The following is an 18717-nucleotide window of genomic DNA, read 5'->3' as shown; positions in this document are numbered from 1 at the left end:
GCTTAGGGGGTGGGCTCAGGCGATGGTGCGCCAGTCGAGTCCAGAATGCTGATCGGCTACCTGCAGCCAGTCCGGGTCGCACCCGAGGGTGTCGACGAAACATTGCCGGGCCAGCTGCGGCGAGTTGTTCTTTTCGCTGAGATGCGCCAGCACGAGGTGCTGCAAGCTTTCCCAGCCCAGCTGGGCCACCAGTTCGGCGGCCTGCCGGTTGTTCAAATGTCCCCACTGGCCGCCAACACGGGCTTTGAGTGGGTAGGGATACGGACCGCGGGCCAGCATGTCGGTATCGTGGTTTGCCTCGATGATCAACGCATCGAGGCCACGATAGCATTCCAGCACCTGCGCCGTGGCGGCCCCCAGATCGGTGAGCTGGCCAAAGCGCTTCCGGCCATCGGAAAACACGTACTGCAGGGGCTCCCGCGCATCGTGGGAGACGCTGACTGCAGTGACTTCCAGGTCTTTCAGTAGCAGGCGGTCGCCGCAACTGAGCAGCCCCGCCGGCGTCACCGGCTTGCGCATTCCCTGCAAGGTGCCGGCGCTGAGGTACACGGGTATTCGATGGTGCCGGGCCAGCAGTTCGACGCCGTTGATGTGATCGGAATGCTCGTGCGTGACCAGCACCGCGTCCAGCTGCCCGGGCTCTACGCCCAGGCGCGCCAGACGGCGGATGGTTTCACGCAGCGGGAAACCGCAATCGATCAGTATCCGGGTGTCAGAACTGCTCACCAAGGCCGAATTGCCCCGGCTTCCGCTCCCCAGGACCGCGAAGTGCATTCCGCATACTCTCCTGGAGTTTCTCCAACACGCCCTGCGCCACGTCAGCCGGTGCGGAGGTGTTGATGTCTTTGTCGACGGTGATCTGGACGGTATTGCTCACGCTGGTCAGGCGAACCTGGTAGCGCTGGGCCTTGGCGTCTTCCTCTTCCTTGGTCTTCTCGCCACCGCCGAACAGACGGCTGAAGAAGCCAGGCTTGTCTTCGTCCTTCTTCTTCGCGCCTTCGGCGATGTTGACGTAGTACACGCCCAGGCTGCGGTTGAGGTCGTCGACACGGATGTCAGCACGATCCAGAGCGCGGCCTACGCTGACCCAGGCACGGTCGAAGTCGGAGTCGACGGTCAGTACCGGGTTGCCACTGCCGTCCTTGTTCAGCTGGACAGCGCCGGGGGTGTCGTAATCCGAGTGGGCGGCGAGCAGGGAGACGGAGCCGCCCTTCTCGGCACTGGTGGCCATGCTGGCGATCATCTCGTCGAGCAGCGCAGCATCCAGGCTCGGCACCGCCGGCTTGGTCGGCCAGTCACCACTGGCGGTGCTGCCGGCCGGGCGGGTTTCGCTCAGCACGTAGACTTCACTGGTGTTGGTCTGCACGCCCGGCTCGATGCGTACGCGAACGCGCGCTTCGCTGTCGGGTTCAACGCCCGACACGCGGCTGCTCAGTCGACGCGCCAGGGGCGCGGAAAGCTGCGACAGCGGTTGCCAGTTGGTGCTGAACTCGCCAGTCTGCGGACGCTCGTTGGCGATGGAGAAGCCATTGTCCTGGAAGAACTGGTGGGCGACCGGCCAGACTTCCGCCGGCGGGCGCTGGGCGACCAGCCAGCGCGAATCACCGCTCTTCTGCAAGCTGAAATCGCTGACTTCACCAGCACCGGACAGGGGCTGCGGCCGTGGCACTTCGAACTCGCCTTCCTTCTCGGTGCTGGTGGCGACGTTCATCGGGATCGGCAACAGCGGGTCGAGCGGCTTGCTCTGCATGCCGTCGGGCACCTTCATCGGTGCCGTTTCGCGGGCGTTCAAGTAATCGTCGCCACGGTCACGGAAGTAGCCTTCCGGGCCCCACAACCAGCCGCAGCCGGAGGTGTTGCCGATAACCAGGGCGAGCGCAGTCAGTCCTGCCAGTCGCTTCATGCGAGGGAGCTCCTTAAGCCAGGACGCCGGTCTGGCGCATGGCCTGACGCAGCGGTTCGTGGCAACGCGGGCTGAGCCAGGTCAGAGGCAGGCGGATGCCCTCTGGAATCAGCCCCATTTCGTGCAGGGCAAACTTGACCGGGATGGGGTTGGATTCGATGAACAGGGTCTTGTGCAGCGGCATCAGACGATCGTTGATGGCGCGGGCAGCGGCGGCATCGCCACGCATGGCGGCGGCGCAGAGGTCGCTCATGGCGCGCGGGGCGACGTTGGCAGTCACCGAGATATTGCCCTTGCCGCCCATCAGCATCAGCTCGACGGCGGTAGCGTCGTCACCGGAGTAGACGAGGAAATCCTTGCCAACGCGGTCCAGTACTTCCTTGCCGCGCTGCAGGTCGCCAGTGGCTTCCTTGATGCCGATGATGTTCGGCACCTTGGACAGGCGCTCCACGGTCTCGGGCAGCATGTCGCAGGCGGTACGGCCCGGCACGTTGTAGAGGATCTGCGGGATGGCCACGGCTTCGGCGATGTGGCGGAAGTGCTGGTACAGGCCTTCCTGGGTCGGCTTGTTGTAATACGGAGTCACCAGCAGGCAGGCGTCGGCGCCGCCGGACTTGGCGGCCTCGGTCAGCTCGACGGCTTCGCGGGTGGAGTTGGCGCCGGTGCCGGCGATGACCGGGATGCGGCCGTTGACCTGGTCGACTACGCGACGGATGACTTCCAGGTGTTCGTTCACGTCCAGGGTGGCCGATTCACCAGTGGTGCCGACCGCTACGATGGCGTTGGTGCCTTCCTGCAGGTGGAAGTCCACCAGCTTAGCGAGGCTGTCCCAATCCAGTCGACCCTGAGCATCGAAGGGGGTGACCAGCGCCACCATACTGCCCGCAATCATGCAACCGCTCCTGCCGGAAAAAGAAAGCCGTAATGGTACTGTCGCCACCGGCCACGCACAAGGTGACGCAGCGACCCGCGAACGACCAGACATTCCCCTCATCGGCGCTTTTCGCTACCCTTCCTTCTTTGTCGATGCGGCCCGCTTGGCCGCCACTCCAGGAAAGCTGCATGTCCGCCTCTCACCCTCGTGAACAATTCCTCCTGATCAGCGCTCTGGGCCCGAACCCGATGGAGTTGACCAGCGTGCTGTGCCGCACCTGCGTCGACAACCGTTGCTCGGTGGTCAGCAGCCGCCTGACCCGCCATGGCGAGTTCAGCGCGCTGATCCTGCAGATCTCCGGCAGCTGGGATGCCCTGGCCCGCCTGGAAGGCGGCCTGCCGCCCCTGGCCAAGCGCCATGGTTTCACCCTCAGCGTCACCCGCAGCAATGTCCACGTTACCCGCGCCCAGGCCCTGCCCTACGTGGCCTATGTCAGCGCCGTCTATCGCCCGGACATCCTCAACGAGCTGTGCCAGTTCTTCATCGATCACAACATCGAACTGGAGAACCTCACCTGCGACACCTACCAGGCGCCGCATACCAACACCAGCATGCTCAACGCCACCCTCACCGTGACGCTGCCAGCCGGCACCCAGATCAGCTGGCTGCGCGATCAGTTCCTCGACTTCGCCGATGCGCTGAACCTGGACGCGCTGATCGAGCCCTGGCGTCCGCAGCATCCGTAAGGAGAGAGCCCAATGGCAGTCGAACTGAACAAACCTGTCGCCGATTTCCAGGCCCCCGCCACCAGCGGCGTCGAATTCCGCCTGTCCGAGCTCAAGGGCAAACAGGTCGTCCTGTACTTCTACCCCAAGGACAGCACGCCTGGCTGCACCACCGAAGGCCAGGGCTTCCGCGACAAGATCGAGGACTTCGCCAAGGCCAACACCCTCGTGTTCGGCGTTTCCCGCGATGGCATCAAGTCCCACGAGAACTTCAAGGCCAAGCAGTGCTTCCCCTTCGAACTGATCAGCGACAAGGACGAAGCCGTCTGCCAGCTGTTCGACGTGATCAAGCTGAAGAAGCTCTACGGCAAGGAATACATGGGTGTTGACCGCAGCACCTTCCTGATCGACGCCAAGGGCGTGCTGCGCCAGGAGTGGCGCGGTGTGAAAGTACCCGGCCACGTGGATGCCGTGCTCGCCGCCGCCCAGGCGCTGAACCAGTAAGCCACTCAGCCAGCTCCATGAAAAAGGCCGCTGATCAGCGGCCTTTTTCCGTTCCCGGCGTCACATCATCGGGCTGACCTGCGGCTGCACCGCCGATTGGCGCGGCCAGGCATCCAGGACAGCCTTCACCAGGGTCGCCAGCGGAATGGCGAAGAACACTCCCCAGAAGCCCCACAGCCCGCCGAACAACAGCACCGCACAGATGATCGCCACCGGATGCAGGTTCACTGCCTCGGAGAACAGCAGCGGCACCAGCACGTTGCCATCCAGCGCCTGGATGATCGCGTGGGCTGCCATCAGGTAGATGAACTGGTCGCTCCAGCCCCACTGGAACAGCGCGATCATCGCGACCGGGACCGTGACCACGACTGCGCCGATGTAGGGCACTACCACCGACAGACCAACCAGCAGGGCGAGGAGCGCCGCGTAGTTCAGGCCGAGCACGGCGAAGGCGATGTAGGTCACCACGCCGGTGATGAAGATCTCGATGACCTTGCCGCGGATGTAGTTCGCAATCTGCTGGTTCATCTCGTTCCACACCTGCTTCATCAGCCCGCGCTCGCGCGGCAGGTAGCGGCGGAACCAGTGGTAGAAGCGCCGACGATCCTTGAGGAAGAAGAACACCAGGATCGGTACCAGCACCAGGTAGATCATGATGTTGACCACCACCGGCAGGCCCGACAGGGAGAAGGTCAGCGCCCACTGGCCAAGCTGCCCCAGCTCGTTGCGCGCCGCCTCGACGGTACGCAGCACCTGTTCCTCAGTCACCATGTCCGGGTAGCGCTCGGGCAGCATCAGCAGCGTCGCCTGCCACTCGCCAAGCATGCCGGGCAGCTCGTTGAACAGGGTGAAGAGCTGCTTCCACAGCAGCGGCACCAGCACCAGCAGGAACACCGCGAGCAGGCCGAGGAACAGCGAATACACCAGCCACACCGAGAACAGGTGCGGCACGCGCAGGCGCTCCAGTACACCGACCATGCCCTGGATCAGGAAGGCGATGACCATCGCCGCCAGCACCGGAGCGAGCATCCCGCCGAAAGCCAGGATGACGGTGAATCCGAGCCCGAGAATGACCGCCAGCACTATCGCCTCCTCGTCGGAGAAATAGCGCTGCATCCAGTCCTGCAAAACCTTGAGCATGTAAGGGCCTACGAAACGACAAAGGGTAACGTCCCGGTTACCCGGAAACTTCAGAGCTACTTCTTGCGAAGCCAGTAGCGATAGACGCCGCCTTCGACCTCTTCATGCAGCAGCGAGTGCCCGGCAAGGTCGGCAAAAACGCGGAAGTCGCGCTGGGAGCCAGCGTCGGTGGCTATCACCTTGAGCACCGCCCCGCTGGGCAGCTTGTTCAGCTCGAGCTTGGCCTTGAGCAGCGGCAACGGACAATTGAGACCGCTGGCGTCCAGCTCCGCGTCACAGGCGGGGACGGACGGCGTGGAATCGGACATCGAAACGAACTCCGGTCAGGGCGCCCAAGAATACCGAAAGCCTTGGAAAAGTAACCAGGCCCAGGCAAGACGGTGTTCATTAATCAAGCCGTCAGCATCAAGGCCTAAAAGGAAGACCAAGCGAAAATACCCATTTCGAATTGCGCCGCACTTCCGCCCTGCAAACTAGGCATAGGCGTTAGCGTGCGGCTAAAGTAGAGCCTTTCTCGGAACGAGCCTCGTGTACATGAAAGTACTCCGCCCTGCCCTGCTGTCGCTCGCTGTCGCCCTCGCCACGCCGGCCCTGGCGGACGACTTGCCGTCTCTGGGCGATGCCAGCTCGTCCATCGTCTCTCCGGAGCAGGAATTCCAGCTCGGCCGCGCCTGGCTGAGCATGCTGCGCAACCAGGTCGATACGCTCAACGACCCGCAACTCAAGGATTACGTCGAGTCCAGCGTTTACCGCCTGGCGGAGTCCAGTGAACTGCAGGACCACCGCCTGGCCTTCATCCTGATCCGCGACAAACAGATCAACGCCTTTGCCGCCCCTGGCGGCGTGGTCGGCGTCAATGGCGGCCTGTTCATCTATGCCCAGACCGAAGGCGAGTACATCGCAGTACTGGCACACGAACTCGGCCACTTGAGCCAACGCCACTTCGCCCGTGGCATCGAGGCGCAACAGCGCATGCAGGTACCGGTGATGGCCGCCATGCTGGCCGGCATCATTGCCGCCGCAGCGGGTGCCGGTGACGCCGGTATCGCCGCCATCGCCGGCACCCAGGCCGCGGCGATCCAGAACCAGCTGCGCTTCTCCCGGCAGAACGAGCAGGAGGCCGACCGCGTCGGCGTCGCCACCATGGTCCGCGCCGGCTACGACCCGCGCTCCATGCCCAACATGTTCGAGCGCCTGGCGCGCCAGTACCGCTACGAGGGCAAGCCGCCGGAATTCCTGCTGACTCACCCGGTGACCGAATCGCGTATCGCCGACACCCGCAACCGCGCCGAGCAATACCCCAAGGGCGGCAAGGAAGACTCGCTGCGCTACGAGCTGATGCGCGCCCGCGTCCAGCAGATGTTCGAGGATACCCCGGGCATGGCCAGCAAGCAGTTCCGTGCGCAGCTCGACGACGACCCGAAGAACGACGCCGCGCGCTACGGACTTGCGCTATCGCAGACCAAGATCGGCCAGCTCAACGACGCCCGCAGCAACCTCCAGCAACTGCTGGCCAAGGCACCCAACGACATCAGCTACAATCTGGCGATGTCCGACCTGGACATCACCGCCAACAAGTTGCCCGATGCCCAGGCGCGCGTGCAGAAGATGCTCGGCCAATACCCGGACAGCTATCCACTGATCCAGGCCAACGCCGACCTGATGATGAAGACCAACCGCGCCGCCGACGCCGAGAAGACGCTGTTCAAGCTGTCCCAGCGCCGCCCGCTGGACCCGGACGTGTGGAGCCGCCTGGCCGATGCCTGCACCCTGAGCGGCAACGCCATCGGCGTGTACCAGGCCCGCGCGGAGTACTACGCGCTCACCGGCGACTACAAGCAGGCGATCGAGCAACTGGACTTTGCCAAGCGTCGCGCCGGCGGCAACTTCACCCTGGCTGCGCGCCTGGATGCACGCCAGCAGGAGTTCCGCGACCAGGAACGCATCCTCAAGGAGATGATGGGGCGCTGAGCAACCACGCAGCCCTTGCCTGTGCTCGCGAACAGCTTGATGCCACTGATTCCCGTGGTGGGTTCGCGAGCAAGCTCGCTCCCACAAAAGCCTCAAAGAAAAAGCCCGGCATCTGCCGGGCTTTTTCATGGTGCCGCGAGAGTCAGGCGTTGCCCGCCAGTTTCAGCTTCGCCGCCTGGGTGAAGTCGAGCATGCGCTTGAGCGGCTTGATCGCCTTGGGAATCAACGCCGGGTCGACGAAGATTTCGCCCGAGCCTTCCTTCAGGCATGCCAGGGTGCGCTCCAGGGTGTTCATGGCCATCCACGGGCAGTGCGCACAGCTGCGACAAGCCGCGCCGTTGCCGGCGGTGGGCGCCTCGATGAACTCCTTATCCGGGCAAAGCTGCTGCATCTTGTAGAAGATGCCGCGGTCGGTGGCGACGATGAAGCGCTTGTTCGGCATCGTCTGCGCGGCCTTGATCAATTGGCTGGTGGAGCCCACCGCATCGGCCAATTCAACCACCGCTTCCGGTGACTCCGGGTGCACCAGGATCGCAGCGTCCGGATAGACCGCTTTGAGGTCTTCCAGCTGCTTGGCCTTGAACTCCTCGTGAACGATGCAGGCACCGTCCCAGAGCAGCATGTCCGCACCGGTTTCGCGCTGGATGTAGCGCCCCAGGTGCTGGTCCGGCGCCCAGAGGATCGGCTCGCCGTTGTCCATCAGGTGCTCGACGATCTCCACGGCGCAGCTGGAGGTCACCACCCAGTCCGCGCGAGCCTTCACCGCCGCCGAGGTGTTCGCGTAGACGACCACGGTGCGCTCCGGATGCTTGTCGCAGAACGCCGAGAACTCTTCCACCGGGCACCCCAGGTCCAGCGAGCAGGTCGCCTCCAGCGTGGGCATCAGCACGCGCTTTTCCGGGTTGAGGATCTTCGCGGTCTCGCCCATGAAGCGGACACCAGCCACCACCACGGTCTGCGCCGAGTGCTGGTTGCCGAAGCGGGCCATTTCCAGCGAATCGGAAACGCAACCGCCGGTCTCTTCAGCCAGCGCCTGGATCACCGGATCGCAGTAATAGTGCGCGACAAGCACAGCGTTCTGCGCCTTCAATTCGGCAGCGATGGCCGCACGGTAGTCGGCCTCTTCCTCTGCGCTCAGCACCCGCGGCTGTTTCGCCGCCAGATGGGCCTGGACCAGAAGGCGTTCGGAAATCTGGGACATCGTGTGGAAACCTCAACAGGCACGGTCTGATTATGCCGGCGATTTTATCACCACCATCCCTCGTCGCGGCGGGCCGAGAAGTGCCGCGCGGCGGACTTTTTCCGGCACATGGCAAAAGCCCCGTGACCTTTCGATCACGGGGCTTTCACAAGATTTGATGGTGGGTCGTGTAGGATTCGAACCTACGACCAATTGGTTAAAAGCCAACTGCTCTACCGACTGAGCTAACGACCCGACGTGGTGCGTATAATACTGATTTCTAACGTAAAAACAACACCCCGAGAAAACTTTTTTCAGAAATATCGCGTAGGGTCGGAAATTCCAGCGGCGGAAAAGCCCTCGGAGCGCAGTCGGCAGCTGTCACATTTGCGGCAAGCACGCCCCTCATCATCAGCCTGATAGCAGGAAACGGTGAGGCCGTAATCGACGCCCCGAGCGACGCCTGCCTCGATGATCTGCGCCTTCGAAAGGAACTGCAGCGGCGCCTGGATACGGAAGCCGTCGCCCTCCACTCCTGCCTTGGTAGCCAGGTTCGCCATACGCTCGAAGGCCTCGACGAACTCCGGGCGGCAATCCGGGTAGCCGGAATAATCCACGGCGTTCACGCCGATGAAAATGTCCCGTGCGCCCAGCACTTCCGCCCAGCCCAGCGCCAGAGAAAGGAACACGGTATTGCGCGCCGGCACATAGGTCACCGGAATGCCTTCACTGGGAGCTTGGGGAACATCGATGCTGCTGTCGGTCAGCGCGGAGCCGCCGATACCATTCAGGTCGAGGCCGATCACCTTGTGCTCGACCACGCCCAATTGGCGGGCGACGCGCTCGGCGGCCTGCAACTCGGCACGGTGACGCTGGCCGTAGTCGAAGCTCATGGTGTAGCAGGCGTAGCCCTCGGCCATGGCCATGGCGACCACTGTCGCGGAATCCAGGCCACCGGAGAGCAGGATCACGGCTTTCTTGTCGTTCGCAGCATTCTTGTCGGACATAAACAGGGGCTCCTCCGCGCTCAGTGGCCCGGCTCATCGTTCCAGAGAATCTTGTGCAATTGCAGCTGCAGGCGGACCGGCAGGTTGTCGCTGACGATCCAGTCGGCCAGCGCGCGCGCATCCACCTGGCGATGGCTGGGCGAGAACAGAACCTCGCCGGCTCGCTCATCCAGGCGGTACTCGATCAGCTTGGACACCGCCCAGTCATAGTCCTCGCGGGAACAGATGACGAACTTGACCTGATCGTTGAGCGTCAGCTCGCCGAAGTTCTCGTAACGATTGCGCGCCACTTCGCCGGAGCCGGGGGTCTTCAGGTCGAGGATACGGCTGACGCGGCGGTCGGTGGCCGAGATGTCCAGCGCGCCGCTGGTTTCCAGCGATACTTCGTAGCCGGCATGGCACAGCCGTTCGAGCAGCGGGATACAGTTGGGCTGCGCCAGCGGCTCGCCGCCAGTCACACAGACGTAGCGCGGGCGATACCGCGCAACCTGGTCGAGGATGGCATCAAGGCTCTGGATTTCGCCGCCACTGAAGGCATAGGCGGTATCGCAGTAGTTGCAGCGCAGGGGACAGCCAGTCAGGCGTACGAACACGGTCGGCAAGCCGGCGGTGCGCGTTTCCCCCTGCAACGAGTAGAAAATCTCGGTAATGCGCAGGGTCTGTTGCATATCAGCCACGGGCGTGACGGCTATACAGGCCATCCGCCTCCGTTGCGTTGGAGTCGTGGGCGCACTGGAGAGGCGCCCGGCAATCCCGGAACACAGCAGACATCAGCGCAGCTGAAACCACTGGCTTTTCCGGGGGCGGCAATTCTAACGAAAAAACCCGCGACGGGCGCGGGTTTTCAGACTGCGAGATAGGAAGCCTACTTCAGGTTCTTCAGATCACGCTGGGACAGTTGGGCAGCGGAAGTGCCCGGATACTGCGCGACCACCTGCTGCAGGATGCCGCGAGCCTTGTCATTGTTACCCAGGCGGCGCTCGACATCGGCGAGCTTGTACAGCGAGTCCGGCACCTTGGCGCTGCTCGGGTAGGCCTGGCTGACGCGGGCGAAAGCCTGGCCGGCGCCCTGCAGGTCGCCTTTCGCGAGATTCACTTCACCCAGCCAATACTGCGCGTTACCCGCGTACTGGCTGTTCGGGTACTTGCGCAGGAAGGCGCCGAAGGCCTGGCTGGCCTTGTCGAAGTCCTTGGCCTTGATCAGGTCGAAGGCGGCGTCGTAGTAGAGCTTCTCTTTTGCCGGGTCACCCGGCTCGCTGCTGGCGGCGGGCTGCTGTTGCTGGGCGGCGGCTACGCCTGCTCCGGTAGCAGCTCCTGCGCTGGCGCCGGCAGCGGGGGAATTCTGTTGAACAGCAGCACCGGCCGCTCCTGCACCTGCACCGCTGGAAAGGCGGCTGTCGATGTCCTGGAAGCGCTCCTGGTTCTCCTGCTTCATTTGCTGGATCTGGTTCTGCTGCTCTTCGAGCATGCCGCGCAGACGGGACATTTCGTCCTGCATCTGCTGCAGCTGCATGAACAGCTGAGCCTGACCGGAGACGGGAGTTGTCATCCCGCCTCCGGCGTAGGCGCCATCAGCGCCTGCGGTGCCATAACCCGAGGGCGGCGTGCTGGCATAGCCACCATTGCCGTCCTGTACCGGAACCGCGGCTGCCGCCATGAGGGGCAGTCCGCATGCGATCAAGGTCAGAAAACGCAGGCGCATCGGCATCACGTCTTACTTCTTCAGCTCAACGCGACGGTTCTGGGCCCAGGACTGCTCGTCGTGGCCAGTGGCAACCGGACGCTCTTTGCCGTAGGAAACCAGTTCCAGCTGAGCCGGGGAAACGCCCTGCAGTACCAGGTAGCGCTGAACGGCCTTGGCACGACGCTCGCCCAGAGCCATGTTGTACTCGCGGGTGCCGCGCTCGTCAGTGTGACCTTCCAGGACTACGCGCTGGCCGGAACCTTTCAGGTCCTTGGCGTGTACGTCCAGGGCACGCATGGCTTCCGGCTTCAGGTCGGAGCTGTCGTACTCGAAGTAGAAGGTGGTGATAGCGCGCAGAGCGGCTTCGTCGCTCAGGGAGCCGTCAACGGCACCGCTGTTGGCGCCGTAGCCAGCGTTCGGGTCAACGCCGCCATTGGCGCCTTCACCAGTTGCATCGCCTTTCTTGGACGAGCAACCAACGGCTACGGCCATGGCGAGGGCGATAACGGCAAATTTGCCGAATTTCAGCATTTCCATCATGTAACTCCTAATGAACCCCAGTGTATAAGTTTGAAACAGTTGGCAACCGTCAGTTCAGGTAAGGGGACCAGGAAGGCTCGCGCACGTCGCCTTGAGCGGTGGGTAGCGGTAACCGAACACGTCCGTTGATGCTCACGAGCATCAACACGCCCCGGTCCTGCTGGCGGGTGGCGTATATTAGCATCGTGCCATTTGGCGCAACAGTGGGCGAATCGTCCAGATTGGTGTTGGAAAGTACCCGGAGATTACCGCGCTGAAGGTCCTGCGCTGCGATCTGGAAGTTGGTGAATCCGTCCTGGCGGTGAACCATCACCAGGGTCTTCTCATCCGCCGAGAGTTTCGGGTTGGCGTTGTAGTTGCCGATGAAGGTCACGCGGTCGGTAGCGCCCGAGTTCACGTTCATCTTGTAGATCTGCGGTTTGCCGCCACGGTCCGAGGTGAAGTACAGGGTCGAGCCGTCCGCGCCCCAGAAAGGTTCGGTGTCGATCGCCGAGTTGTTGGTCAGGCGACGCAGCTGGCGGCTGCCCAGGTCCATCACGTAGATCTCCGGGTTGCCGTCGCGCGACAGCACGAAGGCCAGGCGGTTGCCGTCCGGCGAGAAGGCCGGGGCGCCGTTGAGGCCTTCGAAGTTGGAGATCTGCTCGCGGCGGCCGGTGTCGACGTACTGCATGAAGATGCGCGGACGCTTCTGCTCGAAGGACACATAGGCGATACGGCGACCATCAGGCGAGAAGCGCGGCGAAAGGATCGGCTCGCGCGATTGCAGCAGGGTCACCGGGCGAGCGCCGTCATAGTCGGAGCGCTGCAGGGTGTAGCGGGTGTTGTCCACCGAGAAGCGCTCGGCAGTCACGTAGAGCAGCCGGGTGGAGAACGCACCCTTGATGCCGGTGAGCTTCTCGAACGACTGGTCGGCGATGTAGTGCGACATGTCGCGCAGTTGGTCGGTAGTGCCGCCCACGCTGCCGGTCAGGACCTGCTGCTGGGTCGCCACGTTGAGCAGGGCATACTGGATCTGCAGGCGGCCACCGTTGGGCACGATGCTGCCGACCAGCACATACTGCGCGCCGAGGGCCTGCCAGTCACGGTAGATCACTTCACTGGCCTGGACCGGCTGGCTGATCATGTTCTGGCGCGGGATCGGCTCGAAGTAACCGGAATTGCGCAGGTCGTTGCCGATGATGTTCGACATGTCTTCGGGCAGCACATTACCGCCCTGCCAGCCGAACGGAACCACGGCGATCGGGACGGCCGAGTCACGACCGCTGGAGATCACCAGCGGGTCGGCGGCCTGCGCTGCGCCGGCTACCAGGGCCAGGGCGAAGAGCGCGAAGCGAATCAGGGTACTCACAGATCTAAATCCTCCGGTTTGAAGACCATTCGGCGCTGACGATACAGGCTATCGAACGTGGCGCGATCCAGTTTTTGCAGTTCGGGAATACGGCCCACATTTCGGACCGCTGCCACTGCCGAATCGTCGAAAGGCTTGTCACCACTGGAGCGAGTCACGCTCACATTAGTGATGGCGCCGCTCGGCAACATCTGAATCAGCACTTCTACGCTCATTCCATTACGAGCTGAAGGAGGACGGCTCCACTGCTGGCTCACCAGGCTGACGATCAGATCGTCAAAGTTGCCCGCCACCTCATTACCTTGCTCGTCGGCCAGGGCCTGCTGCCGCTGCGTGTCATCCGACAGCAGTTCAGCCAGGGCCTGGGCCTTCTTGTCTTCCGTCGCCTTGCGAGCTGCGGCAGCGGCTGCGGCAGCAGCCTTTTTCTTCGCAGCCTCGACCGCGGCAGCCTTCTTCTTGGCTTCATCCGCGGCGGCTTTTTTCTTCGCGTCCTCGGCGGCCTTCTTCTTGGCCTCCTCGGCAGCTTTCTTCTTCGCCTCTTCTGCGGCCTCTTTCTTGGCCTCTTCCTCGGCTTTCTTCTTGGCTATGTCAGCCTGCTGCTTCTGCTCGGCGGCCTTGGCCTCAGCTGCTTTCTTGGCGGCTGCGGCAGCATCGGCCGCCTTCTTGGCGTCGTCTGCCTTCTTCGCTTCTGCAGCTTTCTCAGCGGCATCTGCAGCCTTTTGAGCCGCATCGGCCTTCTTTTGTTCCTCGGCTTTCGCAGCAGCCAATGCCTGCTGCTCAGCCTTCTTCTGCTCGAGCTGCTCCTGCTCGTATTGCTTGGCCGAGGTTTTCTTTGCCTCGCCGGCTATCTTCTGGTTGGTCTGCTGGGTCGCCTGGCTCTTGGACTTCAACTGGTACAGGGTAGCCTGGACGATCGGCCGCGAAGGCGGCAGTTCAGGCGTGCTGGCCCAGCTGACGAACAACATGGCAAAAATCAGCACATGCAGGGCCACGGCCAGGACCGTTGGCCAGAAGTAGCCTTCCGATTGAGAGCGCTCGAGCTGGTGCATCAACTACCTGGTGCCTCGGTAATCAGACCGACGTTGCCGACCCCGGCTTTCTGCAGACCGCCCATGACGGCCATGACCGAGCCATAGTCGACTGCCTTGTCCCCACGGACGAAGACCTGGACTTTCTTACCCTGGCGGCTGTTCTCGGCCATGATGCCGGTGGCAGCGTTGACCAGCTGATCGAGGTCCACGGCAGTCTGGCTGCCCTTGCCCTGATCCGGGTCCACTTCCGAGCCCATGTTCCAGTAGTAGGTCTTGTCGGCCTTGATGGAGATGGTGAGCACGCGGGAATCGTTATCCTGCGGCAGCGCTTCGCTGGAAACCTTGGGCAGGTCGACCTTGACCCCCTGGTTGAGCATGGGCGCGGTCACCATGAAAATGACCAGCAGTACCAACATCACGTCGATGTAGGGCACCACGTTCATTTCCGCGACCGGCTTGCGCTTGTGACGAACTCTTGCCATGACGGCTTACCTCTTGGTCGTCTTCAATCGTCGCTGGTGTGCACTTTGCGGTGCAGGATGGCCTGGAACTCGTCGGCGAAGGTGTAGTAGCGGCCGATGAGCATTTCCGAGCGAGCGGCGAAACGGTTGTAGGCGATGACCGCGGGGATGGCCGCGAACAGGCCGATGGCGGTAGCGATCAGCGCTTCGGCGATACCCGGCGCCACGGTGGCGAGGGTGGCCTGCTGCACGGTGGCCAGGCCACGGAAGGAGTTCATGATGCCCCACACGGTGCCGAACAGACCGATGTACGGGCTGGTGGAACCGACGGTAGCAAGGAACGGCAGGCTGGTTTCCAGCTTCTCTTCCTCGCGGGAAATGGCGACGCGCATGGCGCGGGAAACGCCCTCCATCACTGCATCCGGGTCAACGCCGGCCTGCTGGCGCAGACGGGAGAATTCCTTGAAGCCGGCACGGAAGATCTGCTCGACCCCCGAATCCGGATCGGGGTTGCTGCCCGCCTGACGATAGAGCTTGGACAGGTCGATGCCCGACCAGAAGCGCTCTTCGAAAGTATCCAGGGCCTTCTTCGCCGAGCGCATCATGTTGCTGCGCTGGAAAATCATGATCCAGGAAGTGACCGATGCGGCCACCAGGGTCAGCATCACCAGCTGTACCACGACGCTGGCGTTACTGATCAAGCTCCACATGGAAGTATGGTCGACGACGTTCGGTTCCACGTTAATCTCCTGCTGAAAGGGTGTCCGGACTGCCGGCAAATGCCGCACGCAACACATCTGGGATAGCGCGGGGTTTCAGGGTGTCCGCCCGCACGCACGCCACCAGGAATCGCCCCTCGCAGAGCAAGGTCGAATCCGACGCCCGTCGAACCTGTTGACGAAACTTCAGGCTCGCACGGTTCAACTCCTCCACTTCGGCGCTGACGAGCAGTTCGTCGTCCAGGCGAGCCGGCGCGTGATAGCGCGCCTCGGCCGAATGAACGACGAAAAGCAGGTTCTCCCCCGCCAGCTGCGACTGGGCAAAGCCCAGATCACGCAGCCGCTCGGTACGAGCCCGCTCCATGAACTTGAGGTAGTTGACGTAGTAGACGATGCCGCCGGCATCGGTGTCCTCGTAATAGACCCGATACCGCTGCTGGAACGGCTGACCCCCGTGTTGCGCGCGCATACTCTAAAACCAAGTCCTGGCTTTGCCAATCGGCAATCGCCTACAAATGCAATTAATTACCATCTTCAGGGGCGAACAGATCCGGCGTTGCCCCCTCCCCCATCCGCTTCGGCACATTCAGGCCGAAATGCAGGTACGCATGCCGGGTCACTACACGGCCGCGCGGTGTGCGCATGATATAGCCTTGCTGGATCAGATAGGGCTCCAGCACATCTTCAATCGTGTGTCTTTCTTCGCTGATGGCGGCCGCCAGGTTGTCGACACCCACCGGCCCACCGTCGAACTTGTCGATCATGGTCAGCAACAGGCGGCGATCCTGGTGATCGAAGCCCCTTTCGTCCACGTCCAGCAGGTTCAGCGCCTTGTCGGCGATGTCGCGACTGATGTGTCCGGTGCCACGCACCTCGGCGAAATCCCGTACACGGCGCAGCAGCCGGTTGGCGATCCGCGGCGTACCACGGGCGCGCCGGGCGATCTCGAAGGCACCCGCCGGCTCGATCTCCAGGCCGAGAATCCCCGCCGAGCGGGCGACGATGCTGGACAGGTCGTCCACACCGTAGAACTCAAGACGCTGCACGATACCGAAGCGGTCACGCAGCGGATTGGTCAGCATGCCGGCGCGAGTCGTCGCGCCGACCAGGGTGAAGGGCGGCAGGTCGAGCTTGATCGAGCGCGCGGCCGGGCCTTCGCCGATCATGATGTCCAGTTGGAAGTCTTCCATGGCCGGGTACAGCACTTCCTCGACGATCGGCGACAGGCGATGGATCTCGTCCACGAACAGCACGTCGTTGGGCTCGAGGTTGGTCAGGATCGCCGCCAGGTCGCCAGGGCGTTCCAGCACCGGGCCGGAGGTGCTCTTGATCGAAACCCCCATCTCCTGGGCGATGATGTTCGCCAGGGTGGTCTTGCCCAGGCCGGGCGGGCCGAAGATCAGCGTGTGATCCAGCGCTTCCTGACGCCCGCGGGCCGCCTGGATGAACAGCTCCATCTGCTCGCGCACCACCGGCTGACCGACGTAGTCCGCCAGCTTGAGCGGGCGGATGGCGCGGTCGAACTGCTCTTCGCGGTCGCGACTGGAGGCTGAGGAAATCAGGCGATCGGCTTCGATCATCAATATCTACCTAGACCATGCCCTTGAGGGAACGGCGGATGAGTTCTTCGCTGGACAAGCCATCCTCCTGCACGGCGGCCACGGCGCGGCTCGCCTCCTGAGGTTTGAAACCCAGGGCGATCAGCGCGCTGACCGCATCGGACTCGGCGCTTGAGACTGCGGCAACCCGCATGGGTTCCACCACCAGCGGCGCGATGGACGGAATATTCTCCCACGCCTTGAAGCGATCCTTCAGCTCCACCAGCAGGCGCTCGGCAGTTTTCTTGCCGACGCCCGGAATCTTCACCAGGGTCGAAGTATCCTGCGCCTGCACGCAACGCACCAGTTCATCGACCTCCAGCCCCGACATCAGCGCCAGTGCCAGCTTCGGCCCCACGCCGTTGAGGCGGATCAGCTCGCGGAACAGCTCGCGCTCGCGCTTCTCGGCGAAGCCGTAGAGCAGGTGGGCATCCTCGCGCACCACCAGATGGGTATGCAGGGTCACCGGCTCGCCCAGGCTCGGCAGGCGGTACAGGGTGGTCATCGGCACTTCCAGCTCGTAGCCCACGCCGTTCACATCGACGATCAGGTGCGGCGGCTGCTTCTCCGCCAGGGTGCCACGCAGGCGTCCAATCACGGGTGTTTGTCCTTGCTCAAAGTTTTTCCGGATATCACAGGCGCAGGCGTCCGCCGCGGCGGCGGGCGCCCATCAGGCCATGCGGTACCAGGCTTTGCCGGGTATGCGCATGGCACAGGGCGATGGCCAGGGCGTCGGAGGCGTCGATCTGCGGCTTCTGCACCAGCTTGAGCAGGTGCATCACCATCATCTGCACCTGCTGCTTGTCCGCACCACCGGTGCCGGCAATCGCCTGCTTGACCTGGCTGGCGGTGTACTCGGCGATCTGCAATCCCTCTTCCGCCGCCGCGACTATGGCCGCGCCGCGCGCCTGCCCCAGCTTAAGCGCCGAATCGGCGTTGCGCGCCATGAACACCTGCTCGATGCCCATCATGGTCGGCTGGTAGGTCTGGATGACCTCGCGCACACCACGGAAGACGATCTGCAGGCGCTCGAACAGCTCGCCATTGCCGGTGCGGATGCAGCCCGAGGCCACGTATTCACAACCACGGCCGGTGTCGCGCACCACGCCGAAGCCGGTAATCCGTGAACCTGGGTCGATGCCGAGAATCAGGGTCATGTCCGTTCGATCACACCTAGTCTGCAACGCGCATTTCAGATAACAAAAACCGGAAGCGGGAGGCGCCGCTGACGACCACTCCCGCTTCCGGCTTCAGCACATCGCCGGTGGTGGGATCAGCCCAGCTGGGCCATCACCTCGTCCGGGATGTCCGCATTCGAGTAGACGTTCTGCACGTCGTCCAGGTCTTCCAGCATGTCGATCAGCTTGAGGACCTTCTGCGCGGTGTCCAGGTCCAGGGTCGCCACGGTCGACGGGATCATGGTGATCTCCGCGTCCTCGCCCTTGAAGCCCGCTTCTGTCAGTGCTTCGTTGACCGAGATGAAATCGGCGAAGGTGGTGAAGACGTCGATGGAACCGTCGTCGTTGACCACTACATCGTCGGCGCCGGCTTCCAGCGCGGCATCCATCAGGGCCTCTTCGTTCACGCCCGGCGCATAGCTGATCTGCCCCTTGCGCTCGAACATGTAGGCCACCGAACCATCGGTACCCAGGTTGCCGCCGCACTTGCTGAAGGCATGGCGCACTTCGGCCGCGGTGCGGTTGCGGTTGTCGGTCATGGCCTCGACGATGATCGCCACGCCGCTGGGCGCGTAACCTTCGTAGGTCAGCTCGGCCATGTTGTCCGCTTCGCTGGAACCCACGCCGCGCTGGATGGCACGGTCGATGGTGTCGCGGGTCATGTTGGCGGTCAGCGCCTTGTCCACGGCCAGGCGCAGGCGCGGGTTGTCCGCCGGCACCCCGCCGCCCTGCTTGGCAGCGACAGTCAGCTCACGAATGAGCTTGGTGAAGATCTTGCCCTTCTTGGCGTCCTGACGTTCCTTGCGGTGCTTGATGTTGGCCCATTTGGAATGACCAGCCATAACTCACTCCGT

The 18717-nt window shown here is 63.2% G+C and carries 22 protein-coding genes and 1 tRNA gene; 3 read left to right on the top strand and 20 right to left on the bottom strand.

Annotated elements, in window-relative coordinates; translation table 11 throughout:
* Window positions 1-15: 15 nt before the first annotated feature.
* Genes GJV37_RS02650 through dapA form a run of 3 tightly spaced genes read right to left on the bottom strand, consistent with a single transcriptional unit; the run spans window position 16 to window position 2795 of the window.
* Complete coding sequence (locus GJV37_RS02650; RefSeq protein WP_205896446.1) at window positions 16-774, bottom strand: MBL fold metallo-hydrolase; 759 nt, start codon at window positions 772-774, stop codon at window positions 16-18.
* Window positions 713-1903 carry an outer membrane protein assembly factor BamC gene (gene bamC, locus GJV37_RS02645; protein WP_024763380.1) on the bottom strand — a complete coding sequence of 397 codons (1191 nt, stop codon included), beginning with the start codon at window positions 1901-1903 and terminating at the stop codon, window positions 713-715. The genes GJV37_RS02650 and bamC overlap by 62 nt, the downstream gene beginning before the upstream one ends.
* A 13-nt stretch (window positions 1904-1916) precedes the next feature.
* Complete coding sequence (gene dapA, locus GJV37_RS02640) at window positions 1917-2795, bottom strand: 4-hydroxy-tetrahydrodipicolinate synthase (RefSeq protein WP_024763379.1); 879 nt, start codon at window positions 2793-2795, stop codon at window positions 1917-1919.
* Window positions 2796-2965: 170 nt separating this feature from the next.
* Here dapA and GJV37_RS02635 point away from each other — a divergent pair, with 170 nt between their 5' ends.
* Both GJV37_RS02635 and GJV37_RS02630 read left to right on the top strand, forming a co-directional pair.
* Window positions 2966-3523, top strand: a complete 558-nt coding sequence (locus tag GJV37_RS02635; protein ID WP_024763378.1) for a glycine cleavage system transcriptional repressor — start codon at window positions 2966-2968, stop codon at window positions 3521-3523.
* Between the two features lie 12 nt (window positions 3524-3535).
* The gene (locus tag GJV37_RS02630; RefSeq protein ID WP_045210344.1) at window positions 3536-4006 is read left to right on the top strand and encodes a peroxiredoxin; all 471 of its coding nucleotides are present in this window, start codon (window positions 3536-3538) and stop codon (window positions 4004-4006) included.
* Between the two features lie 60 nt (window positions 4007-4066).
* Here the strand turns inward: GJV37_RS02630 and GJV37_RS02625 are convergent, their stop codons facing one another.
* Window positions 4067-5146 (bottom strand): AI-2E family transporter, encoded by a 1080-nt coding sequence (locus tag GJV37_RS02625; protein WP_024763376.1) that lies wholly within the window; start codon window positions 5144-5146, stop codon window positions 4067-4069.
* 56 nt (window positions 5147-5202) lie between these two features.
* Window positions 5203-5454 (bottom strand): sulfurtransferase TusA family protein, encoded by a 252-nt coding sequence (locus tag GJV37_RS02620; RefSeq protein WP_037016457.1) that lies wholly within the window; start codon window positions 5452-5454, stop codon window positions 5203-5205.
* A 226-nt stretch (window positions 5455-5680) separates the two neighbouring features.
* On the opposite strand from GJV37_RS02620, the gene GJV37_RS02615 reads away from it, so the two are divergent.
* The gene (locus GJV37_RS02615; RefSeq protein ID WP_193452128.1) at window positions 5681-7117 is read left to right on the top strand and encodes a M48 family metalloprotease; all 1437 of its coding nucleotides are present in this window, start codon (window positions 5681-5683) and stop codon (window positions 7115-7117) included.
* Window positions 7118-7259: 142 nt separating this feature from the next.
* Here the strand turns inward: GJV37_RS02615 and nadA are convergent, their stop codons facing one another.
* From nadA to GJV37_RS02540, 15 genes are all read right to left on the bottom strand, one after another.
* Window positions 7260-8318, bottom strand: coding sequence for a quinolinate synthase NadA (gene nadA, locus GJV37_RS02610; protein WP_024763373.1), 1059 nt, complete (start codon window positions 8316-8318; stop codon window positions 7260-7262).
* A gap of 158 nt (window positions 8319-8476) precedes the next feature.
* Window positions 8477-8552, bottom strand: a tRNA-Lys gene (locus GJV37_RS02605).
* 59 nt (window positions 8553-8611) lie between these two features.
* Complete coding sequence (gene queC, locus GJV37_RS02600; RefSeq protein WP_170859305.1) at window positions 8612-9304, bottom strand: 7-cyano-7-deazaguanine synthase QueC; 693 nt, start codon at window positions 9302-9304, stop codon at window positions 8612-8614.
* Window positions 9305-9324: 20 nt separating this feature from the next.
* The gene (gene queE / locus GJV37_RS02595) at window positions 9325-9972 is read right to left on the bottom strand and encodes a 7-carboxy-7-deazaguanine synthase QueE (protein WP_170859306.1); all 648 of its coding nucleotides are present in this window, start codon (window positions 9970-9972) and stop codon (window positions 9325-9327) included.
* 197 nt (window positions 9973-10169) lie between these two features.
* On the bottom strand, window positions 10170-11012 hold the full coding sequence (ybgF, locus tag GJV37_RS02590) for a tol-pal system protein YbgF (RefSeq protein WP_065084497.1): 843 nt from the start codon (window positions 11010-11012) through the stop codon (window positions 10170-10172).
* A gap of 6 nt (window positions 11013-11018) precedes the next feature.
* Window positions 11019-11525 carry a peptidoglycan-associated lipoprotein Pal gene (pal, locus tag GJV37_RS02585; protein ID WP_017522099.1) on the bottom strand — a complete coding sequence of 169 codons (507 nt, stop codon included), beginning with the start codon at window positions 11523-11525 and terminating at the stop codon, window positions 11019-11021.
* A 52-nt stretch (window positions 11526-11577) separates the two neighbouring features.
* On the bottom strand, window positions 11578-12876 hold the full coding sequence (gene tolB / locus GJV37_RS02580; RefSeq protein ID WP_065084496.1) for a Tol-Pal system beta propeller repeat protein TolB: 1299 nt from the start codon (window positions 12874-12876) through the stop codon (window positions 11578-11580).
* A complete protein-coding gene (gene tolA / locus GJV37_RS02575) occupies window positions 12873-13928 on the bottom strand; it encodes a cell envelope integrity protein TolA (protein WP_089285722.1) in 1056 nt (351 codons plus the stop codon). Before tolA ends, tolB begins: the two co-directional genes overlap by 4 nt.
* Window positions 13925-14389: a protein TolR gene (gene tolR / locus GJV37_RS02570; RefSeq protein WP_024763368.1), complete on the bottom strand. Its 465-nt coding sequence runs from the start codon at window positions 14387-14389 to the stop codon at window positions 13925-13927. The genes tolA and tolR overlap by 4 nt, the downstream gene beginning before the upstream one ends.
* Window positions 14390-14412: 23 nt before the next feature.
* A complete protein-coding gene (gene tolQ, locus GJV37_RS02565; RefSeq protein ID WP_024763367.1) occupies window positions 14413-15108 on the bottom strand; it encodes a protein TolQ in 696 nt (231 codons plus the stop codon).
* 1 nt (window position 15109) lies between these two features.
* Window positions 15110-15556 (bottom strand): tol-pal system-associated acyl-CoA thioesterase, encoded by a 447-nt coding sequence (ybgC, locus tag GJV37_RS02560; RefSeq protein WP_015478279.1) that lies wholly within the window; start codon window positions 15554-15556, stop codon window positions 15110-15112.
* A gap of 52 nt (window positions 15557-15608) precedes the next feature.
* Window positions 15609-16667: a Holliday junction branch migration DNA helicase RuvB gene (gene ruvB / locus GJV37_RS02555; RefSeq protein WP_017522105.1), complete on the bottom strand. Its 1059-nt coding sequence runs from the start codon at window positions 16665-16667 to the stop codon at window positions 15609-15611.
* A 10-nt stretch (window positions 16668-16677) separates the two neighbouring features.
* Window positions 16678-17283: a Holliday junction branch migration protein RuvA gene (gene ruvA, locus GJV37_RS02550; protein ID WP_170859307.1), complete on the bottom strand. Its 606-nt coding sequence runs from the start codon at window positions 17281-17283 to the stop codon at window positions 16678-16680.
* Window positions 17284-17317: 34 nt separating this feature from the next.
* Window positions 17318-17842: a crossover junction endodeoxyribonuclease RuvC gene (ruvC, locus tag GJV37_RS02545; RefSeq protein WP_024763365.1), complete on the bottom strand. Its 525-nt coding sequence runs from the start codon at window positions 17840-17842 to the stop codon at window positions 17318-17320.
* Between the two features lie 116 nt (window positions 17843-17958).
* The gene (locus tag GJV37_RS02540; RefSeq protein WP_024763364.1) at window positions 17959-18705 is read right to left on the bottom strand and encodes a YebC/PmpR family DNA-binding transcriptional regulator; all 747 of its coding nucleotides are present in this window, start codon (window positions 18703-18705) and stop codon (window positions 17959-17961) included.
* Window positions 18706-18717: the final 12 nt, after the last annotated feature.

It is taken from the genome of Pseudomonas nitroreducens (assembly GCF_010994165.1).
GTDB classification, from domain to species: Bacteria; Pseudomonadota; Gammaproteobacteria; order Pseudomonadales; family Pseudomonadaceae; genus Pseudomonas; species Pseudomonas nitroreducens.
Note: the sequence above shows the minus strand (reverse complement) of the source record. Positions and strands in the feature narration are given on the sequence as shown.